Here is a 19879-nt window from a genome sequence, read left to right as displayed (position 1 = left end):
GCCGGCGCCCGCCTCGGCGCGTCAGCTGCGCGGGGGAACCTCGAAGAGGAGCCACCGGCCGGCACTCGAGGCCACCTCGGGGTCCAGGTCCGGCGAGACGGCGCCGACCAGCGACTTCCAGGCGTCCGCGTCCTCGGGGTACGCCGCGGTGTCGACGAGGACAGCGCACGCTCCGCTCCCGCGCACCGCCGCGGCGAACGACGCCGGTGATGCGGAGCCGTCCCACACGTCGAAGCCGGTCGTGCCCTCGATCGATCCGTAGCTCCAGCGCAGCGAGGCGTCGTCGGTGTAGAGGTAGGGCAGCGCCTCGTCGTAATCGCGCATGCCGCCGATCGACCCGGTGTCGGGGAAGCTCTTGATCGGCAGCTGCACGACTCCGCACCCGTCGGGCAGAGCCGCGTCGACCGAGTCGACCAGCTGCACCACCTCGTCGTCCGCCACGGGACCCACCGGCAGGTCCTCGCGGACGCCCAGGAGCTGATCGGCCACCGCGACGAGCGCGAGCAGGCTCGCCGCGACGACGAGGGAGCGCCGGCGCATCCGCTCGAGCGCCAGGGCGAGCGCGCCCAGCGCGAGAAGGCACAGGACGATGCTCAGGCGCGACCAGGCGCGGATCGTCGGGCCGACGAGGAAGGCGAACGCCATCCCGAGGCCCGTGAGCAGGTAGAAGGCCAGGGTCCAGAGCGTGGCCGCGGCCAGCACGCGGAAGCGGGAGTCGTCGAGCAGGCGTCCGACGCCCGAGCGCCGCAGTCCTGCACCGCCCAGTGCCAGGACCGGCAGCGCCGCCAGGAGGACCCCGAGGGCGAGCGACGCGATCAGCGGCAGGCCCGGTGGCTCCGTCATCGGGCTCGACCCGGACTCCGCGTAGTAGAGGACCGAGATCGTGCCGAGCTTCGGGATCCCCGTCGCGGCCCAGGGGAACAGCAGCGGCAGGAACTTGCCGGCGTACAGCTCCGACTCCGCGATCCGCCTGCCCTCGAAGTACGGCGCGTAGCGCTCTCCGTAGCCCAGCGAGAGCAGGAGCAGCTCGGCGCCGATCACGACGGCGAGGGCGACGACGGGCGCCGCTCCCCCCAGCACGGAGCGCAGCCCGCCCCCGCGGACCAGGCGGGAGACCGCGCCGATCCCCCACACGCCGCCGACGACGATGGCCGCGAAGACGTAGTAGTAGCCGCCGCCGCTCGCGATGAGCAGGGCGACGACGGCGGGGGCGGCCCACCGCCGCAGCAGCAGCGAGCGCCGGCTCGTCGCGGAGCGCGCCCAGCGGCGGAACGGATCCGTCGACTCCCCCGCTGCGGCGAGCACGAGGATCCCGAGGAGCGGGATCGTCCAGTAGTTCGCGAGGAAGGCGTGACCCGAGGCGACGCGGAGGAAGTGGTACGGCGCGAGGGCGAAGACGACCGCCAGACCGGCGGAGAGCCAGGGGCGCACGCCTAGGACCCGGAAGAACGGGTAGGCGGCGGCTCCGACCGAGCCGAACGTCAGCAGGTAGAACGTGTTGAGCAGGACGATCCCGTTCGGGATCACGATCCCGAGGACCGAGACCGTCAGCGCGCTCGCCAGGTCGAACTGCGTGCTGAAGAAGGCGTTGAAGCCGTCGGGGAAGCCCAGCGCCTCGTTCGTCGCGAACGGGAAGGTCTGCGTCGCGCTGGTGAAGAGCAGGTAGTGCAGGATCTGGTCGTCGCCGCCCGCCGTCCACCGGCGGGCCAGCGCGCCGGGATCGAGCCCCAGGGCGAGTGCCGCGGCGAGGATCGACACCACCGCGGCCCCTGCCGCCCACGCGATCTCGACGAGGAGCGGCCGGGAGCGACGGAGACGGGGGGCGGCCGTGTCAGAAGTCACGATCCTCCTTCGCCCGGTCGATGCTCTCGCCGACCAGGCGGTTCAGCTCGGCCGCGCCGGGACCGCCCTCGTAATCGTAGATGTCGAACTCCCCGCAGGGCACGACGGCGACCGGCTCGCCGAGCGCCCGCGTCGCCAGCACTCCCCAGTCGGGATCGTGGTCGGCGAGGACGAAGGTGAAGGGCCGGCGCTCGTAGTCGTCGGTGTTGCTCATCCAGAGCTGCGCCGAGAAGTCGAAGTCCACCTGGACGAGCTCGAGGCGCGGATCGCCGTAGAGCTGCAGGGGCCGCACGGTCCAGAAGGACCCGACGCCGGCCACCTCGCGGTCGCCGATCCAGTCGGTCAGGCACCTCTCCGACGACGAGTCCCGAGTGCCGGCGGACGCGGACACCACGGGCGGCAGGGCCAGTGCGGCGACGACGAGCGAGGCGACCGCCGCGATCGCCGCTCCCGCACGCCGCACCCCGCGACCCGGCGGCCTCGGTGCCGCGTTGGCGACGAGCACCAGCGCGGGCAGGACGGCGAACACGGCGACCGGCATGAGGTAGCGCGTGACGGTGCTCCCGGTCACCACCTGCCCCGACAGCATCGCCAGCGCCGCGACGACGGGGAACACGGTGAGCAGCGCGGCGGCGGGATGCGCGTCCTGCCCCCTCCGGCGCGCGGAGCGCAGGACGACGACGGGGACGACCAGCAGCAGCACCGCCAGCAGGACGAGCTCGAGCAGGCCCGCCGGAGTCGACGCGACCGACTGCACCTGCAGCCGGAGCGCCCCCGCGGCGAAGCGGATCCGCTCGAGATGGAGGTAGGTGCTCGCGTCCACGGCGACGAAGCGCTCGAACGGCCCGCGCGACGCGTAGCCGAGAACGGCCGAGCCCGCCACGGGCGCCGCGAGGAGCACGGCCGCGCGCACGGGAACGACGCGCGCCAGCGCGAGCAGGACGACCGAGGCCAGCCACGGCGCGACGACCACGAGCACGAACAGCGGATTCGAGAGGGTCGTGAGCGCGCCGATCACGAGGGTGAGCAGCACGGGCACGACGACGGAGCGGCCGTCCCGCCGCCGGCGCAGCGCGTGGAGCACCAGGGCGAGGCAGGCCAGCCCCGAGAGGACGACCCCTCCGTAGTACGTCGTCAGCAGGAACGTGGTCGCGAGAGCGCCCTCGTTGTTGAGCGCCCGCCCCTCCGTCAGCACGAGCACCAGCAGGAGGAGGGTCGCGACGACGGCGCCGCCCACCGCCTGCGGCCGTCGCGGGGAGACCAGCGAGGCGAGAGCGCGGAGGAGGGCGTAGAGGACGACGACGTTCAGCACCGCGTTCACGAGGAGCGAGCCCTCGACGGATCCGCCGAGCAGCCGGCTGAGCAGGTGGAGAGGGATCTCCGGGAAGAGGAAGATCTGGCTCGTCATCACCCAGTGCAGCGGATCGACGTCGGTGCGCAGCAGCAGCGGCAGCGCGAGCGAGTCCCCCTCGTAGAGCACGTAGTACCGCCACGGACCCGAGACGACCACGGCGAGCGTCGCGATGGCCGCCGCGGTGACGACGACGAGGCCCAGCACCTCCCGGCCGGCGGCCGCACGGCGTCCCCCGGCGGTACCGGACCGTCCTCCGAGCGGCTCCGCCATCAGCGCCGCCGTGAGAACCGGAGCCGCAGGACCAGCAGGAGGTTCCGCGCGAGGGTGTCGCGCGGGATCTTGGAGGTGCCGTGCGTGCGGTCGACGAAGACGATGGGCACTTCCCTGGTCCGCTTCGATTCGCGCAGGGCGCGGTGCTTGAGGGCGATCTGGAAGCCGTACCCGGACGCGTCGACGTCCTCGACGTGGATGCGCCGCAGGAGCTCGGTGCTGAAGAGGTTGAAGCCGCCGGTCCAGTCCGTGAGCCGGGAGCCCAGGAGCAGTCGCGTGTAGATGTTGCCGCCCCAGCTCAGCAGCTTGCGGTCCAGGGTCCAGTCCGGCGTGCCACCGCCGCGGACGTAGCGCGACGCGACGACCAGATCGGCTCCCGAGCGGACCTCCTCGAGGAATCGCGCCACGTACTTCGGGTCGTGCGACAGGTCGGCATCCATCTGCAGGATCGCGTCGGGCGGGTGCTCGGAGGACAGGATCCGCTCGAACGCCCAGAGGTAGGCGGCTCCGAGGCCCTTCTTCTCGGCCCGGACGAGCACCTCGACCGAGAACCGGTCGGACACGAGGCCCGCGCCGGCCTCGCGAGCCAGATCGGCGGTTCCGTCGGGCGACGAGTCGTCGACCACGACCACGCGCACGTCGGTGTCCGCCTCCCGGGAGGCGACCTCCGCGAGCCGTCGGAGGAGCTCGCCGATGTCGGCGGCTTCGTTGTAGGTGGGGATGACGAGTGTCAGCGAGAGCATCAGGATCCGATTCGTACCGGGACGGCGGCGGCGGTGGACGCGGGCAGCCGAACATTATCAGCGCTTCCGCGGCCCTTCCGCCGAGTGGATGTCCGCGGAACGACTTCTCAGACGCGGTTCGCCTCCGAGGGGGTCACTCTTCAGATCCAGTGCGTAGTGTCGGATCCGTCGTGTTCGTCCGAGCCGATGGAGACGAGTCCGGAGGACACCCCGCACATGCTTCGCCGCGAACCGGAACGCAGTGCTCGAAGGAGCACCGCCCGGGCCGGCCGCGCCGAGGGGCGCGGCACCGGTGCGCGCGGTGCGCGTCGCGTGCTCGATTCGCAGAAGGTGCGCTTCCTCCTGGCGGGGTGCACCAACACCGCGCTCGACTTCCTCGTCCTCAATGCGCTGATCCTGCTGCTGCACCTGCCGACCCTGGTCGCGAACGTCTTCTCGGTGCTCCTGGGCATCACGATCTCGTACGCGCTCAACCACTTCTTCGTGTTCCGCCACCCGGGTCGCATCACGTGGTCGACCTTCGCCAAGTTCTTCGCTGCCACGGGATTCAGCTCGCTGGTCCTGCAGTCGGTCGTCATCTGGGGGTTCGAGGTGTTCTTCGACACCCGTTTCGGCAACTCCCTGCTCTTCCTGCCCAGCTCGGGCGAGAACGCGTTCCTCGCGATCAACGTCGCCAAGGCGTTCGCGGTGTTCGTCGGTCTGATCTGGAACTTCTGCATGTACAAGTTCGTCGTGTTCCGCGCCTCCTCGACGCCGCCGGTGCCCGCTCTCGAGACCGTCTCACCGGCCGCCGTGGCCGTCGCCGTCGAGCCCCTCGACGTCTCCCGCTGAGGCTCAGGGGCGCTTCTCGGGCCCCGTGCTAGCCTCGTCAGGTTCTTCCGACGGAGCCTTCGCCCGTCGACGCCGCATCCCCGGAGGCTCCCATCGCCCGCTCGACGTTGCCCATCGCGGTGGTCGTGGTCACCCACTTCTCGGGTGAGGTCCTGCGCGCGTGCCTCGAGTCGATCCCGGAGGCGACCGAGCACGACGTGCACGTCGTGGTCGTGGACAACGCGACGACCGACGACTCGGTGCGCCGGGTCGTCGAGCGGCGTCCCGAGGTCGTGTTCCACGAGACGGGCGAGAACCTCGGCTACGGCAAGGCCGTGAACTACGCCGTCGACCGCCTGGGTCCGGAGTTCGAGTGGATCCTGGTGACGAACCCGGACACCGTGTTCCTCCCCGGCTCGATCGACGCTCTCTACGCCGCGGCCTCCGCCGACTCCCGGATCGGCTCGATCGGCCCGCGCATCCTCGATTCGGACGGCACCGTGTACCCGTCGGCGCGGGCTCTGCCGTCGCTGCGCACCGGAGTCGGCCACGCCCTCTTCGCGCACGTCTGGCCCGGCAATCCGTGGTCGGCCCGGTACCGCCGCTCCCGAGCGGTCGGCACCCTCGAGCACGGGAGCATGACCGCGGGCTGGCTCTCGGGCGCCTGCGTGATGGTGCGCCGCACCGCGTTCGAGCAGATCGGCGGCTTCGACGAGCGCTACTTCATGTACTTCGAGGACGTGCAGCTGGGCGACTCGCTCGGCCGACTCGGCTGGACGAACCTCTACCTGGCGGACGCCCTGGTCTCGCACCTCGGCGGCCACTCGACGCGGCTCGCGTCGGCGCGCATGCTCGCGGTGCACCACCGCAGCGCCTACCTCTACCTGGCGCAGAAGTACGACGCCTGGTATCTGGCGCCGGTGCGTCTCGGGGTGCGCATCGGGCTGCTCGCCCGGGTGGCGCTGATGCGCCTCCGCCCTCACCGCTGAGGCGGAGCGGAGGCGCTCGGCGCGTCAGCGCCCGAGTTCGAGGAGCCGCTTGAGGTAGGCGCCGTAGCCGCTCTTCACGAGCGGGGCCGCGAGTTCTCCGAGTCGGGTGTCGTCGATCCAGGAGTTGCGCCAGGCGATCTCCTCGATGCAGCCGATCTTGAACCCCTGACGCTGCTCGATCACCCGCACGAACTCCGTCGCCTCGATCATCGAGTCGAACGTCCCCGTGTCCAACCACGCCGTCCCACGGTCCAGGACCTGCACGTTCAACCGACCCGACTCGAGATACCGCTCGTTGATCGTCGAGATCTCCAACTCCCCCCGAGCCGACGGCTCGATCGTCTTCGCGATCGCGACCACGTCGTTGTCGTAGAAGTACAGACCCGGGACCGCGTAGTTGCTCTTCGGCGACTGGGGCTTCTCCTCGATCGACAGAGCACGGAACTCGTCATCGAACTCCACCACCCCGTACGCACGCGGATCCGCGACCTGATACGCGAAGATCACCGCACCCTCGATGTCCGTGTTCGCCGCCAACGCCGTCCCCAACGCCGTCCCGTGGAAGATGTTGTCCCCCAGCACCAGAGCGACCGAATCGCCGCCGATGAAGTCCTCACCGATCAGGAACGCCTGCGCCAACCCGTCCGGCGACTCCTGCACCGCATACGAGATCGACATCCCCAGACTCGACCCGTCGCCCAGCAGAGCACGGAACTGATCGTTGTACTCCGGAGTCGTGATCACCAGGACCTCATCGATCCCCGCCATCATCAACGTCGACAACGGGTAGTAGATCATCGGCTTGTCGTAGATCGGCATCAACTGCTTCGAGATGCCCTTCGTGATCGGCCACAACCGCGACCCCGACCCACCCGCCAGCACGATCCCCTTCATCGACCCGCCTCCTGCTCGTCGAGCCCGGAGTAGTAGGCGCGAGCCTCGTCCCAGGTCGGCAGGATGCCCTGCGCCTCGGCCTCGGCCAGGGTCGGAGCGTCGGTGTCCTTGGGCGAGAGCAGCAGCTCCCCCGCCTCGGTGGGGAAGCGGAGGCCGATCTGCTCGTCGAGCGGGTCGATCCCCTTCTCGCGCACCGGGTCGAAGGTCGAGTTCACCAGGTACGAGACCACGGCGCCCTCGGTCAGGGCGACGAACGCGTGCCCGATCCCCTCGGAGATGTAGACGGAGCGGCGGTCGACGTCGTCCAGCAGGATCGTCTCGTACTGGCCGAAGGTGGGCGATCCGACGCGGATGTCGACCACGTAGTCGAGCACGGCGCCCGAGAAGCACGAGACGTACTTCGCCTGCGACGGCGGGATCTGCGCGAAGTGGATGCCCCGCACGGTGCCGCGCTTGGACACGGAGGTGTTGCCCTGCTTCAGCGAGAGCGGGTGGCCGACCTTCTCGGCCAGGTGGTCGAAGCGGTAGAACTCGAAGAACACCCCCCGGTCGTCGGGGAACTGACGCGGAGTGATCTCATAGACGTCGGGGATGTCGAGTTCGCGGATCTGCACGGGGGCCAGTGTAACGAGCGCGTGTTTCCAGGACGCGACGCCCGTGCGGGGGCACCGTCGCGCCGGCCGCGGTGCGCCCCCTCCTCGCCGGACGGCGCCTCCGGCATGATGAACGGGTGACCTTCCTCCTCACGGGCGCCTCCGGCATGCTCGGCACCGACCTCCGTTCCGCACTCGGCGACCGACCCGTCACGGCCCTCGGCCGCCGCGACCTCGACGTCACCGATCTCGACGCCGTGCGCGCCGCGGTCGCGGGGCACGACGCGGTCCTGAACTGCGCCGCCTACACCCGCGTCGACGACGCCGAGAGCGACGAGGAGGAGGCGCGCCGGGTCAACGCGCTCGGTGCGCAGAACCTCGCCCTCGCCGCCGCCGAGATCGGCGCGGCGATCGTGCAGGTCTCGACCGACTACGTCTTCGACGGCTCCGCGACGAGCCCGTACCGCGAGGACCACCCGCGCGAGCCGATCTCGGCGTACGGCCGCACCAAGGCCGAGGGCGAGGAGCTCGTGCTCGCGGCGAACCCGGCGCGCGGCTACGTGGTCCGCACGGCCTGGCTCTACGGGGCGCACGGCGGCAACTTCGCGAAGACCATGGTGCGCCTCGCCGGCTCGCACGAGACCCTGACCGTCGTCGACGACCAGCGCGGCCAGCCGACCTGGACCGGCGACCTCGCCGCGAGGCTCGTCGAGCTCGTCGACTCCGCCGCGCCCGCCGGTGTCTACCACGGCACCAACTCCGGCGAGACGACCTGGTACGGCTTCGCCCGCGCCGTCTTCGAGAAGGCCGGACTGGATCCCGAGCGGATCCGACCGACCGACAGCGGCAGCTTCGTGCGCCCCGCCCCTCGCCCGGCCTACTCCGTCCTCGGGCACGACGCCTGGACCCGCGCGGGTCTCGCTCCGCTGCGCTCGTGGGAGGACGCCCTCGCGTCGGCTCCCCTCGAGGCGGTCACCCCGTGACCACCGTCCTCCGCGTGGTCGTCGACCAGATGCTCGCCCGCGTCCCGGGCGGCATCGGCCGGTACACCGAGGAGCTGACCCGCGAGCTCATCGCGACCGCTCCGCGCGACTGCGAGGTCGAGGCCGTGGTCTCGGCCCATCCGCCCGAGAAGGAGGAGGAGCTGCGGCAGCGCCTCCCCGGTCTCGCCCGCATCCACCGGCTCCACCTCGGACGGCGCGAGCTCTCGCGCGCGTGGCAGTACGGCATCGGCATCCCGGCCGGCGGCGGCATGCTGCACGCGCCCAGCCTGTTCGCACCGCTGCGGAGCCACGAGGGCCGCGAGGGCGAGCAGATCGCCGTGACCATCCACGACACCGTGCCGTGGACGCATCCCGAGACGCTGACGCCGCACGGCGCGAAATGGCACCGCGCCATGGCGAAGCGGGCGCGCAAGCACGCCGACGCCGTCGTCGTGCCCACCCACGCGGTCGCCCAGCAGCTGTCGGAGGTCCTCGACTTCGGCGACCGGCTGCGCGTGATCGGCGGGGCCGTCGGCTCCGCTCTCGTGCTGCCCGACGACGCCGACGAGCGCGCCGCGGCTCTCGGGCTGCCGGACGAGTACGTCCTGAGCGTCGGGACCCTCGAGCCCCGCAAGGGCCTCGTCTCTCTGATCACGGCGTTCCAGGGCGCCTCCGCCCCGCTGATCCCCCTCCTGATCGTCGGGCCGACCGGCTGGGGCGAGCTCGACATCGCCTCCGTCGCCGACGAGCAGGGGCTGGACGAGCACCGGGTGCGCGCCCTCGGCGTGCTGAGCGACGCCGATCTCGCCGTGGTCCTGGCCCGCGCGACGCTGTTCGTCTACCCGAGCATCGCGGAGGGCTTCGGCCTCCCGGTGCTCGAGGCGATGCACTTCGGCGTGCCGGTGATCCACTCGGACGACCCCGCTCTGCTCGAGGTCGCAGCCGACGCCGGAGTGGCCGTGGAGCGCGCCGTCGCCAAGGACTACCCCGAGCGCCTCGCCCTCGCGATGAGCAGCGTGCTCGCCGACACCGCGCTGCGCGAGCGGTTGTCGATCGCCGGTCGCGACCGCGCGCGCGCCTTCAGCTGGCGCGACTCCGCCGAGCGCGTCTGGGCGCTGCACGCCGAGATCTGACGGCCCGCGGCGGGCCGAGCGCCAGGGCTACTCCCCGGAGTCGGGGAACAGCGCCTCACGCACCATCGAGTGCACGAGGTCGTAGTCCGGGTCCGTCGGATCGATCGCCGGCGGCACCATCTCGACGGCGGAGACCGGCAGGCCCTTGGTCTTGAGCCCCAGCTGCACGAAGTAGCCCAGCATCCCCTGCGGCACGTCGGTCTTGATGACCTGGGATCCCGCCGCGGCCACGTCCTGGAACTTCGAGAGCACGTTCGCCGGCTCGAACTGGCGCAGCAGCGCCTCCTGCACCTGCCGCTGCCGGTTCATCCGGTCGTAGTCGCTCGTCGTGTAGCGGGAGCGGGCGTAGGCGAGCGCCTGCTCGCCGTTGAAGTGCCAGTCGCCCGGGTCGATCCACTGGTTGACACCCTGCATGACGCCGTCGGAGTCGGGCAGACCGCCCAGCGGCAGCGGATCCGGACCCGCGTACGTGACGTCGATCCCGCCCAGCGCGTCGATGAGCTGCGCGAAGCCCTCCATGTCGATGAGCGCGTAGTACTGCACGGGGAGGTCGAGGATCCCCTCGACGGCGTCGCGCATCGCCTCGATGCCGGGCTCGCTCCCCTCGGCGACCGCGTCCGGGTAGAGCTCGGCGTTCTTCAGCTCGACCTCGGTGTAGATGGAGTTGAGCTGGCAGACGTCGACGTTGCAGTTGTCGGTGTTGTAGCCGTCCGGGTAGAGCTGGTGCATCGGGCTCCCGTCCGGGAACGGGATGTTGTGGAAGTCGCGGGGAAGGCCGATGATCGTCGCCTCGCCGGTGGACGCGTCGAGGCTGACGACCGAGACGCTGTCCGGACGCAGGCCCTCGCGGTCCTCGCCGGCGTCGCCGCCGAGCAGCATGATGTTGTACCGGCCGTCGACCGGGGCCTCCATCGCGCCCCCGCCGAAGATCGACGAGAGCGTGCCGCGCGTGACGCCGAGCAGGTAGGTGCCGACTCCGGCCGTGCCGACCGAGACGGCCAGCAGCGCGACCGTCGCGAACGCGAGCACGCCGCGCATCCTCGGTCGCACGCGGACGACGCGGATGAGCCGCAGGGTGTCGAGGGTCAGCACGAGCCAGACGACCGCGTAGATCACGAGCGCCGCCTGGAGCGCCAGCATCGACAGATCGAACGTCGCGAGGGTGTAGAGCCCCGTCGGGAAGACGAAGTAGAGGGCGAGCGCGACCAGCAGAGCGGTCCACAGCGCGAGGGTGAACGCGAGCCCGAGCCGGCCGAGCCGACGGTTCCCCGCGAGGACCTGGGCGGAGCCGGGCACCAGGAAGTTGCCGACCAGCAGCCACCAGGCCCGGCGCGTCATGAACGTGCTGGACCGCACGTCCGGATGGCGCAGCGGCAGGGACACCGCCGTCACAGGCTCGCCACCAGGGCGTCGTTCTTCGCGGCGACCTGGGTCTCGAGGTCCGCGGCGAACGCGACGAGCTTCTCGGAGAGAGCGCCGTCGGCCGTGGCGAGGATCTTGACGGCGAGCAGCCCCGCGTTGCGGGCCCCGCCGATGGAGACGGTCGCGACGGGGACGCCGGCGGGCATCTGCACGATCGAGAGGAGGGAGTCGAGGCCGTCGAGCCGGGCGAGAGGCACCGGCACGCCGATCACGGGCAGCGGAGTCACCGCCGCGAGCATGCCGGGCAGGTGCGCGGCACCGCCCGCGCCCGCGATGATCGCCTTCAGGCCGCGCGCCCGGGCGTCGCGACCGTAGGCGATCATCGCCTCCGGGGTGCGGTGCGCCGAGACGACCCGGACCTCGTGGGCCACGCCGAACTCGGACAGGGTCGTCGAGGCGGCCTGCATCACGGACCAGTCGGAGTCGGAGCCCATGACGACGCCGACGACGGGCGCGGAACCGTTCACGAGCGCGTCCGCGCTCACGTGGGGTCTCCGGCGGGGGCGGGGGTCGTCAGTCGGCTCGTCACGGCCACCATGGTACGTGTCAGTCGGTGAGAAGCGCCGCCGCGGCTCGCGCCTCGTAGACGACGCTCTCGAGCTCGTCCCCGGTCGCGTTCACGTGGCCGACCTTGCGGCCGGGGCGCGGCTGCTTGGAGTAGTTGTGCACCTTCACGCCCGGGTGCTCGGCGAGGACGCGCGGGTAGCGATCGGTGAGGGACTCCCCCACCGGCCCGCCGAGCACGTTCACCATGACGGTCCACGGGTCCCGGCAGCCCGTCGCCCCTAGCGGCAGGTCGAGGACCGCGCGCAGGTGCTGCTCGAACTGCGAGGTCGTCGATCCGTCCATGGTCCAGTGCCCGCTGTTGTGCGGGCGCATCGCCAGCTCGTTCACGAGGATGCGGTCGTCCGTCGTCTCGAAGAGCTCGACGGCGAGGACCCCGGTGACGTCCAGGCGCTCGGCGATCGACTCGGCGATCTCGGCGGCGGCCGCCGCCACGCGACCGGCCGACGCCGGGGCGGGCGCGAAGACCTCGGCGCAGACCCCGTCGCGCTGGACCGACTCGACCACCGGCCAGAGCATGGTCTCGCCGGAGGGCCGGCGGGCGATGAGCTGCGCGAGCTCGCGGCGGAACTCGACCAACTCCTCGACCAGGAGCGAGCCGCCCCGGCCGTCCTCGGCGAGCGCCTCGAACCAGTCGTCGGCCTCCGCCGCGCCGCGGACGACGCGCACCCCCTTGCCGTCGTAGCCGCCGCGCGCGGTCTTGACGACGGCGCGGCCGCCGTGATCGGCGAGGAACGCCGCCAGCTCGTCGGCCGACGAGACCTCGGCCCAGTCGGGGACCGGGAGGCCGAGGTCGGCGAGCCTGCGGCGCATGAGCAGCTTGTCCTGCGCGTAGAGGAGGGCGTCGGGACCGGGGTGCACGGCGATCCCGCGGGCGACGAGCTCGCGCAGGATCGGCTGGGGCACGTGCTCGTGGTCGAACGTCACGACGTCGACCGTCTCGGCGAACGCCAGCACCGTGGCCTCGTCGCGGTAGTCGCCCACCTGCGTCGCGGCGAGCGCCGCGGGGGCTCCCTCGGTCTCGGCGAGCACGGCGATCTCGATCCCGAGCTCGACGGCCTCGGGGATCATCATCCTGGCGAGCTGGCCGCCTCCGATCACGCCGACGCGCATGGTGCTCCTCCGTCTCCGCCCGCTGGCGCGGGGCGGGACCATGGTACCGACGGCCGGTCGGGACGTCTCACTCCGGAGGCAGGGGGGCCGGCCACTCCGGGACCGGCATCGGCGCCGCCGCGATCGCCTCGCGGAGCACGAGCGCGGTGAGCTCCGGGTCGGGCAGGTCCCGGAGCACGAAGACGTGCTCGCCGTCCTGCAGCAGGTGGACGTCCGCGCAGCGCGCCACCCGCTGGGCCGGAGTCCGCGACACGCTCACGCTCATCCGCGGGTCGAAGTCGACGACCGCGCGGTGCACCCGGAGGACGCCGCGGCGGGCGTGCAGCCTCTGCGGGGTGATCCGATAGCGGATCCCCGCCCAGCGCGCGAGTGCCGGAGCGCAGAGGAGGAGGACGAGGACGGCGGTGCCGATCGCGATGATCCACCGCTGCAGCGGGAGCTCGAACTGCGCGGCGAAGTAGAAGCCGGTCCAGGTCAGCAGCAGCAGCCCCGCGACGGGAGCGAGGGCCTTCCGTGCACGCGGGGTGATCCGCGCGAGCTCGCGCTCCCGGGTCATCGCAGGGCGCTCACTGGCGCAGGTGCGTGACGTCGCCCGCCGAGAACGAGCGCCGCCCCGCCGGCAGGTCGACGACGAGGCTCCCGTCGGCGTCGAGGGCGACGGCGGTGCCCTCGAGGACGGAGCCGTCCGGCAGCTCCACGCGGACGCGGCGGCCCAGCGTGCCGCAGCGCTCCCGGACGGCGTCCGCGGTGCCCGCCGCCTCCGCGTCGCCCCGTGCGAGCAGGGGCCCGAGCAGAGCCGACAGCTCGGTCAGGTACGCCGCCAGGACGGCGTCGGCGTCGGCGCTGCTCGCCCCGGCGAGCGCGAGCGACGTCGCGGTCGGCACGGGCAGCTCGTCCTCGCCGAGCAGGAGGTTCACGCCGGTGCCCAGGACCACGCGCCCGTCGGGGAGCCGCTCGGCGAGGATCCCGGACGTCTTGCGCTCGTCGAGGAGCACGTCGTTGGGCCACTTGACCGCGACCGGGACGTCGACGAGCGGAGCCAGGGCCCGGGCGAGAGCGGCGCCGGCGATGAGCGGCAGCCAGCCGGCCGCCGCGGCCGGCAGAGCCGACGCGTCGACGAGGATCGACGCGGCCAGCGTGCGTCCGGGCGGCGCCTGCCACACGCGCCCGAGACGGCCGCGGCCGGCGCGCTGGTCGTCGGTGGCGACGACGGAGAGGTGCGGCCACCCGGCGGGATCCGCCGTCGCGCGCTCGCGGAGGACGTCGTTCGTCGACCCCGCGCTCTCGAGCCAGAGCACCTGCGGGGAGACGGAGCGGGAGAGCGGGAGCTGCATCCCGCCACGGTACCCGTGCCTCCCGCCCCCACGCTGGAGATGCCGTCCTTGTCGACATCCTCCCGTCCCGGGGCGCGCTCCCTGTGGCCGGTCGACAAGGGGGCCGCCCCCACCCCCGCCGGTAAGGTGAGCGGGTGACCGCGAACATCGAACGTCCCGCGCCCGACATGTACACGACCGCGGGGAAGATCGCCGACCTCAAGGCCCGGTACCACGAGGCGGTCACCGCGAGCGGCGAGGCCGCGATCCAGAAGCAGCACGCCAAGGGCAAGATGACGGCCCGCGAGCGCATCGACACGCTGCTGGACCCGGGATCGTTCGTGGAGCTGGACGAGTTCGTCCGCCACCGCACCCACGCCTTCGGCATGGAGAAGAAGCGGCCCTACGGCGACGCCGTCGTCACCGGGACCGGCACCATCCACGGCCGCCAGGTCGCGGTCTACTCGCAGGACTTCACGATCTTCGGCGGCTCGCTCGGCGAGGTCGCCGGCGAGAAGATCATCAAGGTGATGGACCTGGCGCTGAAGACGGGCGTCCCGATCATCGGCATCCTCGACTCCGGCGGAGCGCGGATCCAGGAGGGCGTCGTCGCGCTGGGCAAGTACGGCGAGATCTTCCGGCGCAACACCGCGGCGAGCGGCGTGATCCCCCAGATCTCGATCATCTGCGGACCGGCGGCCGGAGGCGCGGTCTACTCCCCCGCGCTGACCGACTTCGTGATCATGGTCGACAAGACCAGCCAGATGTTCGTGACCGGCCCGGACGTGATCAAGACCGTCACGGGCGAGGACGTGGGCATGGAGGAGCTGGGCGGAGCGCTCACGCACAACAAGATCTCGGGAGTCTCGCACTACCTGGCGAGCGATGAGAACGACGCCCTCGACTACGCGCGGACGCTCCTCTCCTTCCTCCCCGACAACAACCTCTCGCAGGCCCCGGTCTTCGACAACGAGGTCGACCTCGAGACCACCGACTCGGATCGCTTCCTCGACACGGTGATCCCGGACAGCCCCAACCAGCCGTACGACATGCGCGCCGTCATCGAGCACATCGTCGACGAGGGCGACTTCCTCGAGGTGCAGCCGCTGTTCGCCCCCAACATCGTCATCGGCTTCGGCCGGGTCGAGGGCCGCTCGGTCGGCATCATCGCGAACCAGCCGAGCGCCATGGCCGGCACCCTGAACATCGAGGCCGGGGAGAAGGCCTCGCGCTTCGTCCGCTTCTGCGACGCGTTCTCCCTCCCGATCCTCACCCTCGTCGACGTGCCCGGCTACCTCCCCGGCACCGACCAGGAGTGGACCGGCGTCATCCGCCGCGGCGCCAAGCTGCTCTACGCGTACGCCGAGGCGACCGTGCCGCTGGTCACCGTGATCCTGCGCAAGGCCTACGGCGGCGCCTACATCGTCATGGGGTCCAAGCAGCTGGGAGCCGACATCAACCTCGCCTGGCCCACCGCCGAGATCGCGGTCATGGGCGGCCAGGGTGCGGTCAACATCCTGTACCGCACCGAGATCAAGAAGGCCGAGGAGGCCGGTGAGGACGTCGCCGCCGTCCGCACGCGCCTCGCGAACGAGTACACGTACAACGTGGCGAGCCCCTTCCTCGCCGCTGAGCGCGGCGAGCTGGACGGGGTCATCGAGCCCTCCGCGACCCGCGTCAGCGTCATCAAGGCGCTGCGGGCCCTCCGCACGAAGCGCGCGAACCTGCCCGCCAAGAAGCACGGCAACATCCCGCTCTGAGGCGTCGGCGGCAGCGGCCCCGGGCCGCGCCGCCGCCCTGTTAGCGTGGGCGCCGACGGCATCGGTCGTCGGCGACGGAGGGAGGGCGCGGATGACCGCGGACGCCCTCGCCCGACTGTCGGTCTCGTACATCGACGACTTCCCCGTGCGGGGCGCCGCCATCTCGACCATCGGCTCCTCCTTCGGAGGCGAGACCGTCTCGGCGACCGACGACGTCGCCGCCCGCCTCGACGAGATCCAGCTCGACCTCGGCGAGGGACCCTGCTGGGAGGCCTCCCGCCGCAGGACCCCGGTGCTCGTCGTCGACGTCCGGGCCGAGGCCGACCGCTGGCCGCTGTTCTCGGCCGAGGCCGGCCGGCTGCCGCTGGAATCGGTCTACGCCTTCCCGCTCCGCATCGCCGGGCTCGACGTGGGAGTGGTGGACCTCTACAACGCGCGCGCCGCCCCCCTCTCGACGGCGGACATCGAGCGCATCCGCTCCCGATCGCCCGGAACGGCCCTGCGGGTCGTCGCCCAGGTGCTCACCGACGACGCGGGCGAGGCGAGCGCCAACGTGCACTCGCGGCGGCTCGTCCACCAGGCGACCGGCATGATCCTCGCCCGGCACGGCATCACCGCCGACGACGCGCTCCTCCTGCTCCGGGCCCACGCGTTCGCCCAGGGCCGCCCGGTCTCGGAGGTCGCCGAGGAGATCGTCGACCGCCGCACCGGGTTCCCCCCTCCTCCCCTCGAAATCTAGGATCGACAGCATGGCGGCCCGCTCACGGGAGCACGACCTCATCGAGACGTTCGTGACCCTCTCCGACACCCTCGTCGACGACTACGACACGGTGGAACTGCTCCAGACCCTCGTCGACCGCAGCGTGTCGCTGTTCGACGCGGCGTCCGCGGGGATCGTCCTGCGCGATGCGAACGGGGTCGCGGAGGTCCTCGCGTCGACGGACGAGGACTCGCGGCTGATCGGGCTCCTCCAGCTCCGCGAGGAGACCGGGCCCTGCCTGGAGTGCCTCACCACGGGCGAGGCGGTCGTCGTCGCCGACATCGAGGGTGTGCCGGCGGCCTGGGCGCCCTTCCGGGACCGGGCCCTCGAGCTGGGGCTGCGCTCGGTGCACTGCGTGCCGATGCGGCTGCGGAACGAGTGCATCGGCTCGCTGAACCTGTTCCGCACCGAGACGGGGACGCTGCCCGACGAGGACGTCGCCGTCGTGCAGGCGTTCGCCGACGTCGCCACGATCGGGATCCTGCACCAGCGCGCGCTCGTCGAGAGCGACACCGTGCGCAACCAGCTCCAGCACGCTCTGAACAGCCGGGTGCTGATCGAGCAGGCCAAGGGAGCCGTCGCCTACGCCCGCGAGATCTCGCCCGACGACGCGTTCCAGCTCCTGCGGCGGCACGCCCGCTCGCACTCGACCGCGCTCACCGTCGTCGCGGGCCGGGTCGTGGCGGGCGAGCTGCGCCTGTAGGCGGGCGCCGACCGCACCGCACCGGCGGCCGTTCAGCCCTCGGTCGTCTCCGCGACCGCCTTCCGGGCCTCGGGGCGCGCGCCGAGTGCGCGGGCGAAGGCGAGGGCGTCTCGCGCCGAGAGATCGGGCAGGTACGCACGGGCGAGGGCGGTCCCGATCTGCGGGAGGCGCAGCGCGTCGGGATACGCGAGCCAGAGCCCTTCGTACCGGGGGTGGAACTTCGCCTTGAAGCGGAACAGCGACGTGAACCCGTACGCCGGTTCGAGGGTCCGCGCGAGGAACTCGAGCAGCCGCGAGAGCACCGTCGGCTCCGCCGGCTCCTCGCCGTCCGCGACCGGGGCGGTGGCGAGCGGCGCACCCGACAGCGAGACGGACTCGGCTCCGTCCTCCTTCGCCCGCAGGGCCGCCGACGCGATCAGGAACTCCATGATCCCCGGCATCGCGTCGTCGGAGCGGCGCATGAAGTCGAGGGTCCAGCCGACGACGGCGCCCTCGCGGCGCACCGGCAGCCAGCTGGTGACGCCCTGCAGGACTCCGTCGGGGCCGATGGCGAGCAGGAGGGCGACCTCGGGGTCGCGCGCCTCGTCGAGACCGCCCAGAGTGAAGCCCATCTCGGGCAGCGCCTTCTCGGCGACCCAGCGCTCCGAGAGGTCGACGATGCTGTTCGCGGTGGCGAGGGACAGCTCCGGCCAGGTGGTCCACTCGGCCCGGATGCCGAGCTTGAGACCGCGGTTGAGCGGGTACCGCACCTTCTGCCACTGCTTTCCCGTGAGCTCGAAGCCGGCGAGGTCGATCACGGTCTCCTCGCCGACCGAGACCGCGGACCAGCCGAGGGCGCCGAGCACGGGCAGCAGCTCGTCGTGCACGCTGTAGAAGACGGGCGACCAGCCGTGCTCGTCGCAATGGCGGAGGAAGCCGTCGACCACCTCGCGGCGCCGCTCGGGAGCGCAGGCCGGATCGGACAGGGCGATCGCCACCCCTCCCACGACGCGGTAGGCCACGCCGCCCTCGCCGTCCGGAGCGATCCAGTGGTCGTTGCCCTGCCACGTGCCCTGGTGACCCAGGCTGCCGGCGCCGTGCCGGGCCAGGATCCCGCGGTACCGCGCCTCGTCGCCGTGCAGCCGCTCGGCGTCCGTCGCGCGCAGCAGCGCCAGCACGGCGAGGACCACCACGAGCCAGAACGCCGGTCCGACCCACTCGAAGACGAACCGCGCGAGCGGCTCCCGGGGCACGGCGATCCGCCCGGCGCCGCCCAGGAAGCCGAGGGGGACGAAACGCAGCACGCCGTCGACCAGGAGCCGTGCGGTGCCGACCGCCGGCTCGAAGCTCGACCGCGCGGCGAGGGCGAGGGCCAGGTAGCCGCCCAGCCCGACGGCGAAGGACCCGGCGACGACCCGCCACCAGCGCCGGGCCGCGGCGCGCGGGGCGCGGATCCGGAAGTGGCGCCGGCCGGCGATGAGCAGCGCCATCACCGCGAGCGGCACGAGCACGGTCGTCGCCACCCACAGGAGGTACTCGGTGTAGTGCTCGAACTCGGGGTGCCGTGCCGCCCGCTGGAGCGAGAGGACGTCGAGCACGACGATGGCGCCGTTCACCCCGAGGGCGAGGAGGAGCCCGAGGCGCCGCCCCGATCGCAGGCCTCCGGCGGCCACGAGCAGGAGGACCATCGGCACGAAGGCGAGCAGGATCGCACCGGGCTCGGCGAGGCTGAGCTGGACGTGGTGGGTGCAGTGCCGGGCGAGGCGGGCGCACGGGTCCTCGAGGTCGCCCGTGCCGGTGAAGGCGTTCTGGAGCAGCCGGCCGAGGAACGAGAACGGGCCGTACCCGGAGTCGGAGAGCACGGCCACCAGCGGGCCGAGGGCGGTGACCGCCACGATCACGGCGAGGAGGCCGCGCGATTCGCGGTGCGAGCTCGGGGCCGGCCGGCGGGGGCGGAGCCCTCGGAGTCCGCCGGACAGGACGGCGCCGAGGGCGAGACCGGCGAGGCCGGAGAGCAGGCGGTAGACGTCCGCGGAGTCGCCGGCGTACAGCACGAACATCAGCACGACGGCGAAGCTCGTCACCCGCAGCCTGCGGCGCCACAGCGCCCCCGTGACGGCGGTGGAGGCCATCAGCGCACCGACCGCCCCGATCAGGGGATCGAAGGTGAGATCGCCGACGGTGTCGCTCGCCCACCACTCGCCCACCGCCGCTCCCGCGACCTGCAGGATCGATCCCGCCGTCGCCCCGATCGCGCCGGTGACGACGAACGAGAGCGCCGTGCGCAGCGGCCCCAGGCGCCGTTCGGCGATCACGAGCACCAGCAGCACCAGGACGGCGTCGAGGACGAGCTGCAGCGGGTCCGAGGCGATCAGCAGAGCCGTCAGCGCCGTCCAGGGGCGTGCGGCGAGGGTCGTGCTCGGGCCGGCGGCCCAGGTCTGCGCGGTGAGCGCCGGGGCGGGGCCCGCCACCGTCCCGGCGAGGGTGCTCGCCAGGAGGAGGACGGACACGACCGCCACGGCGACGGGCGAACGGCGCGTTCCCGCGATCACGGAGCGGGCGGCGGCGGAGGCGCGCGGGGGGATCCTCGACGGCACGATGGGACTCCCGGTTCGAGAACGGTGCGGTCGTCGCTCCAGCGGCGTCCGGCGTCA

Annotated in this window: 18 protein-coding genes; 7 read left to right on the top strand and 11 right to left on the bottom strand. The window is 72.2% G+C overall.

Annotated features, from left to right (window positions below; all coding sequences use genetic code 11):
* Window positions 1-21 precede the first annotated feature (21 nt).
* The 3 genes from NB037_RS04965 to NB037_RS04955 are packed head-to-tail and all read right to left on the bottom strand — an operon-like array spanning window position 22 to window position 4209.
* A complete protein-coding gene (locus NB037_RS04965) occupies window positions 22-1842 on the bottom strand; it encodes a hypothetical protein (protein WP_251944188.1) in 1821 nt (606 codons plus the stop codon).
* Complete coding sequence (locus NB037_RS04960; protein ID WP_251944187.1) at window positions 1832-3466, bottom strand: hypothetical protein; 1635 nt, start codon at window positions 3464-3466, stop codon at window positions 1832-1834. Before NB037_RS04960 ends, NB037_RS04965 begins: the two co-directional genes overlap by 11 nt.
* On the bottom strand, window positions 3466-4209 hold the full coding sequence (locus tag NB037_RS04955) for a polyprenol monophosphomannose synthase (RefSeq protein ID WP_251944186.1): 744 nt from the start codon (window positions 4207-4209) through the stop codon (window positions 3466-3468). The genes NB037_RS04960 and NB037_RS04955 overlap by 1 nt, the downstream gene beginning before the upstream one ends.
* Before the next feature lie 216 nt (window positions 4210-4425).
* On the opposite strand from NB037_RS04955, the gene NB037_RS04950 reads away from it, so the two are divergent.
* Window positions 4426-5040 (top strand): GtrA family protein, encoded by a 615-nt coding sequence (locus NB037_RS04950; protein WP_251944185.1) that lies wholly within the window; start codon window positions 4426-4428, stop codon window positions 5038-5040.
* A 107-nt stretch (window positions 5041-5147) separates the two neighbouring features.
* Window positions 5148-6008: a glycosyltransferase family 2 protein gene (locus NB037_RS04945; protein ID WP_251944184.1), complete on the top strand. Its 861-nt coding sequence runs from the start codon at window positions 5148-5150 to the stop codon at window positions 6006-6008.
* Between the two features lie 24 nt (window positions 6009-6032).
* Here NB037_RS04945 and rfbA read toward each other — a convergent pair whose 3' ends face one another.
* A complete protein-coding gene (rfbA, locus tag NB037_RS04940) occupies window positions 6033-6902 on the bottom strand; it encodes a glucose-1-phosphate thymidylyltransferase RfbA (RefSeq protein WP_251944183.1) in 870 nt (289 codons plus the stop codon).
* Complete coding sequence (locus NB037_RS04935) at window positions 6899-7516, bottom strand: dTDP-4-dehydrorhamnose 3,5-epimerase family protein (RefSeq protein ID WP_251944182.1); 618 nt, start codon at window positions 7514-7516, stop codon at window positions 6899-6901. The genes rfbA and NB037_RS04935 overlap by 4 nt, the downstream gene beginning before the upstream one ends.
* A gap of 116 nt (window positions 7517-7632) precedes the next feature.
* On the opposite strand from NB037_RS04935, the gene rfbD reads away from it, so the two are divergent.
* On the top strand, window positions 7633-8478 hold the full coding sequence (gene rfbD / locus NB037_RS04930; protein WP_308202048.1) for a dTDP-4-dehydrorhamnose reductase: 846 nt from the start codon (window positions 7633-7635) through the stop codon (window positions 8476-8478).
* Window positions 8475-9611, top strand: coding sequence for a glycosyltransferase family 4 protein (locus tag NB037_RS04925; protein ID WP_251944181.1), 1137 nt, complete (start codon window positions 8475-8477; stop codon window positions 9609-9611). The genes rfbD and NB037_RS04925 overlap by 4 nt, the downstream gene beginning before the upstream one ends.
* A gap of 27 nt (window positions 9612-9638) precedes the next feature.
* Here NB037_RS04925 and NB037_RS04920 read toward each other — a convergent pair whose 3' ends face one another.
* From NB037_RS04920 to NB037_RS04900, 5 genes are all read right to left on the bottom strand, one after another.
* A complete protein-coding gene (locus NB037_RS04920; RefSeq protein ID WP_251944180.1) occupies window positions 9639-10994 on the bottom strand; it encodes an LCP family protein in 1356 nt (451 codons plus the stop codon).
* Window positions 10995-10999: 5 nt separating this feature from the next.
* The gene (purE, locus tag NB037_RS04915) at window positions 11000-11467 is read right to left on the bottom strand and encodes a 5-(carboxyamino)imidazole ribonucleotide mutase (RefSeq protein WP_251944208.1); all 468 of its coding nucleotides are present in this window, start codon (window positions 11465-11467) and stop codon (window positions 11000-11002) included.
* A 112-nt stretch (window positions 11468-11579) separates the two neighbouring features.
* Window positions 11580-12710: a 5-(carboxyamino)imidazole ribonucleotide synthase gene (locus NB037_RS04910; RefSeq protein WP_251944179.1), complete on the bottom strand. Its 1131-nt coding sequence runs from the start codon at window positions 12708-12710 to the stop codon at window positions 11580-11582.
* Between the two features lie 67 nt (window positions 12711-12777).
* Window positions 12778-13266: a PH domain-containing protein gene (locus tag NB037_RS04905; RefSeq protein WP_251944178.1), complete on the bottom strand. Its 489-nt coding sequence runs from the start codon at window positions 13264-13266 to the stop codon at window positions 12778-12780.
* Between the two features lie 10 nt (window positions 13267-13276).
* Window positions 13277-14044 carry a biotin--[acetyl-CoA-carboxylase] ligase gene (locus NB037_RS04900; protein ID WP_251944177.1) on the bottom strand — a complete coding sequence of 256 codons (768 nt, stop codon included), beginning with the start codon at window positions 14042-14044 and terminating at the stop codon, window positions 13277-13279.
* A 167-nt stretch (window positions 14045-14211) separates the two neighbouring features.
* Between NB037_RS04900 and NB037_RS04895 the strand changes: the two genes are divergently transcribed.
* The 3 genes from NB037_RS04895 (at window position 14212) to NB037_RS04885 (ending at window position 17246) form a co-directional block, all read left to right on the top strand.
* Window positions 14212-15783: an acyl-CoA carboxylase subunit beta gene (locus tag NB037_RS04895; RefSeq protein ID WP_207402922.1), complete on the top strand. Its 1572-nt coding sequence runs from the start codon at window positions 14212-14214 to the stop codon at window positions 15781-15783.
* A gap of 91 nt (window positions 15784-15874) precedes the next feature.
* Window positions 15875-16522, top strand: coding sequence for a GAF and ANTAR domain-containing protein (locus tag NB037_RS04890; RefSeq protein WP_251944176.1), 648 nt, complete (start codon window positions 15875-15877; stop codon window positions 16520-16522).
* A gap of 10 nt (window positions 16523-16532) precedes the next feature.
* Entirely contained in the window at window positions 16533-17246 is a 714-nt protein-coding gene (locus NB037_RS04885) for a GAF and ANTAR domain-containing protein (protein WP_251944175.1), read from the top strand.
* Window positions 17247-17278: 32 nt separating this feature from the next.
* On the opposite strand, the gene NB037_RS04880 is transcribed toward NB037_RS04885, so the two are convergent.
* Window positions 17279-19822, bottom strand: a complete 2544-nt coding sequence (locus NB037_RS04880; RefSeq protein WP_251944174.1) for a bifunctional lysylphosphatidylglycerol flippase/synthetase MprF — start codon at window positions 19820-19822, stop codon at window positions 17279-17281.
* Window positions 19823-19879: the final 57 nt, after the last annotated feature.

The organism is Rathayibacter rubneri (genome assembly GCF_023743255.1).
In the GTDB taxonomy this organism is placed as follows: Bacteria; Actinomycetota; Actinomycetes; order Actinomycetales; family Microbacteriaceae; genus Rathayibacter; species Rathayibacter rubneri.
The sequence above is the reverse complement of the archived record's forward strand: the minus strand, read 5'-3'. Positions and strand labels throughout refer to the sequence as shown.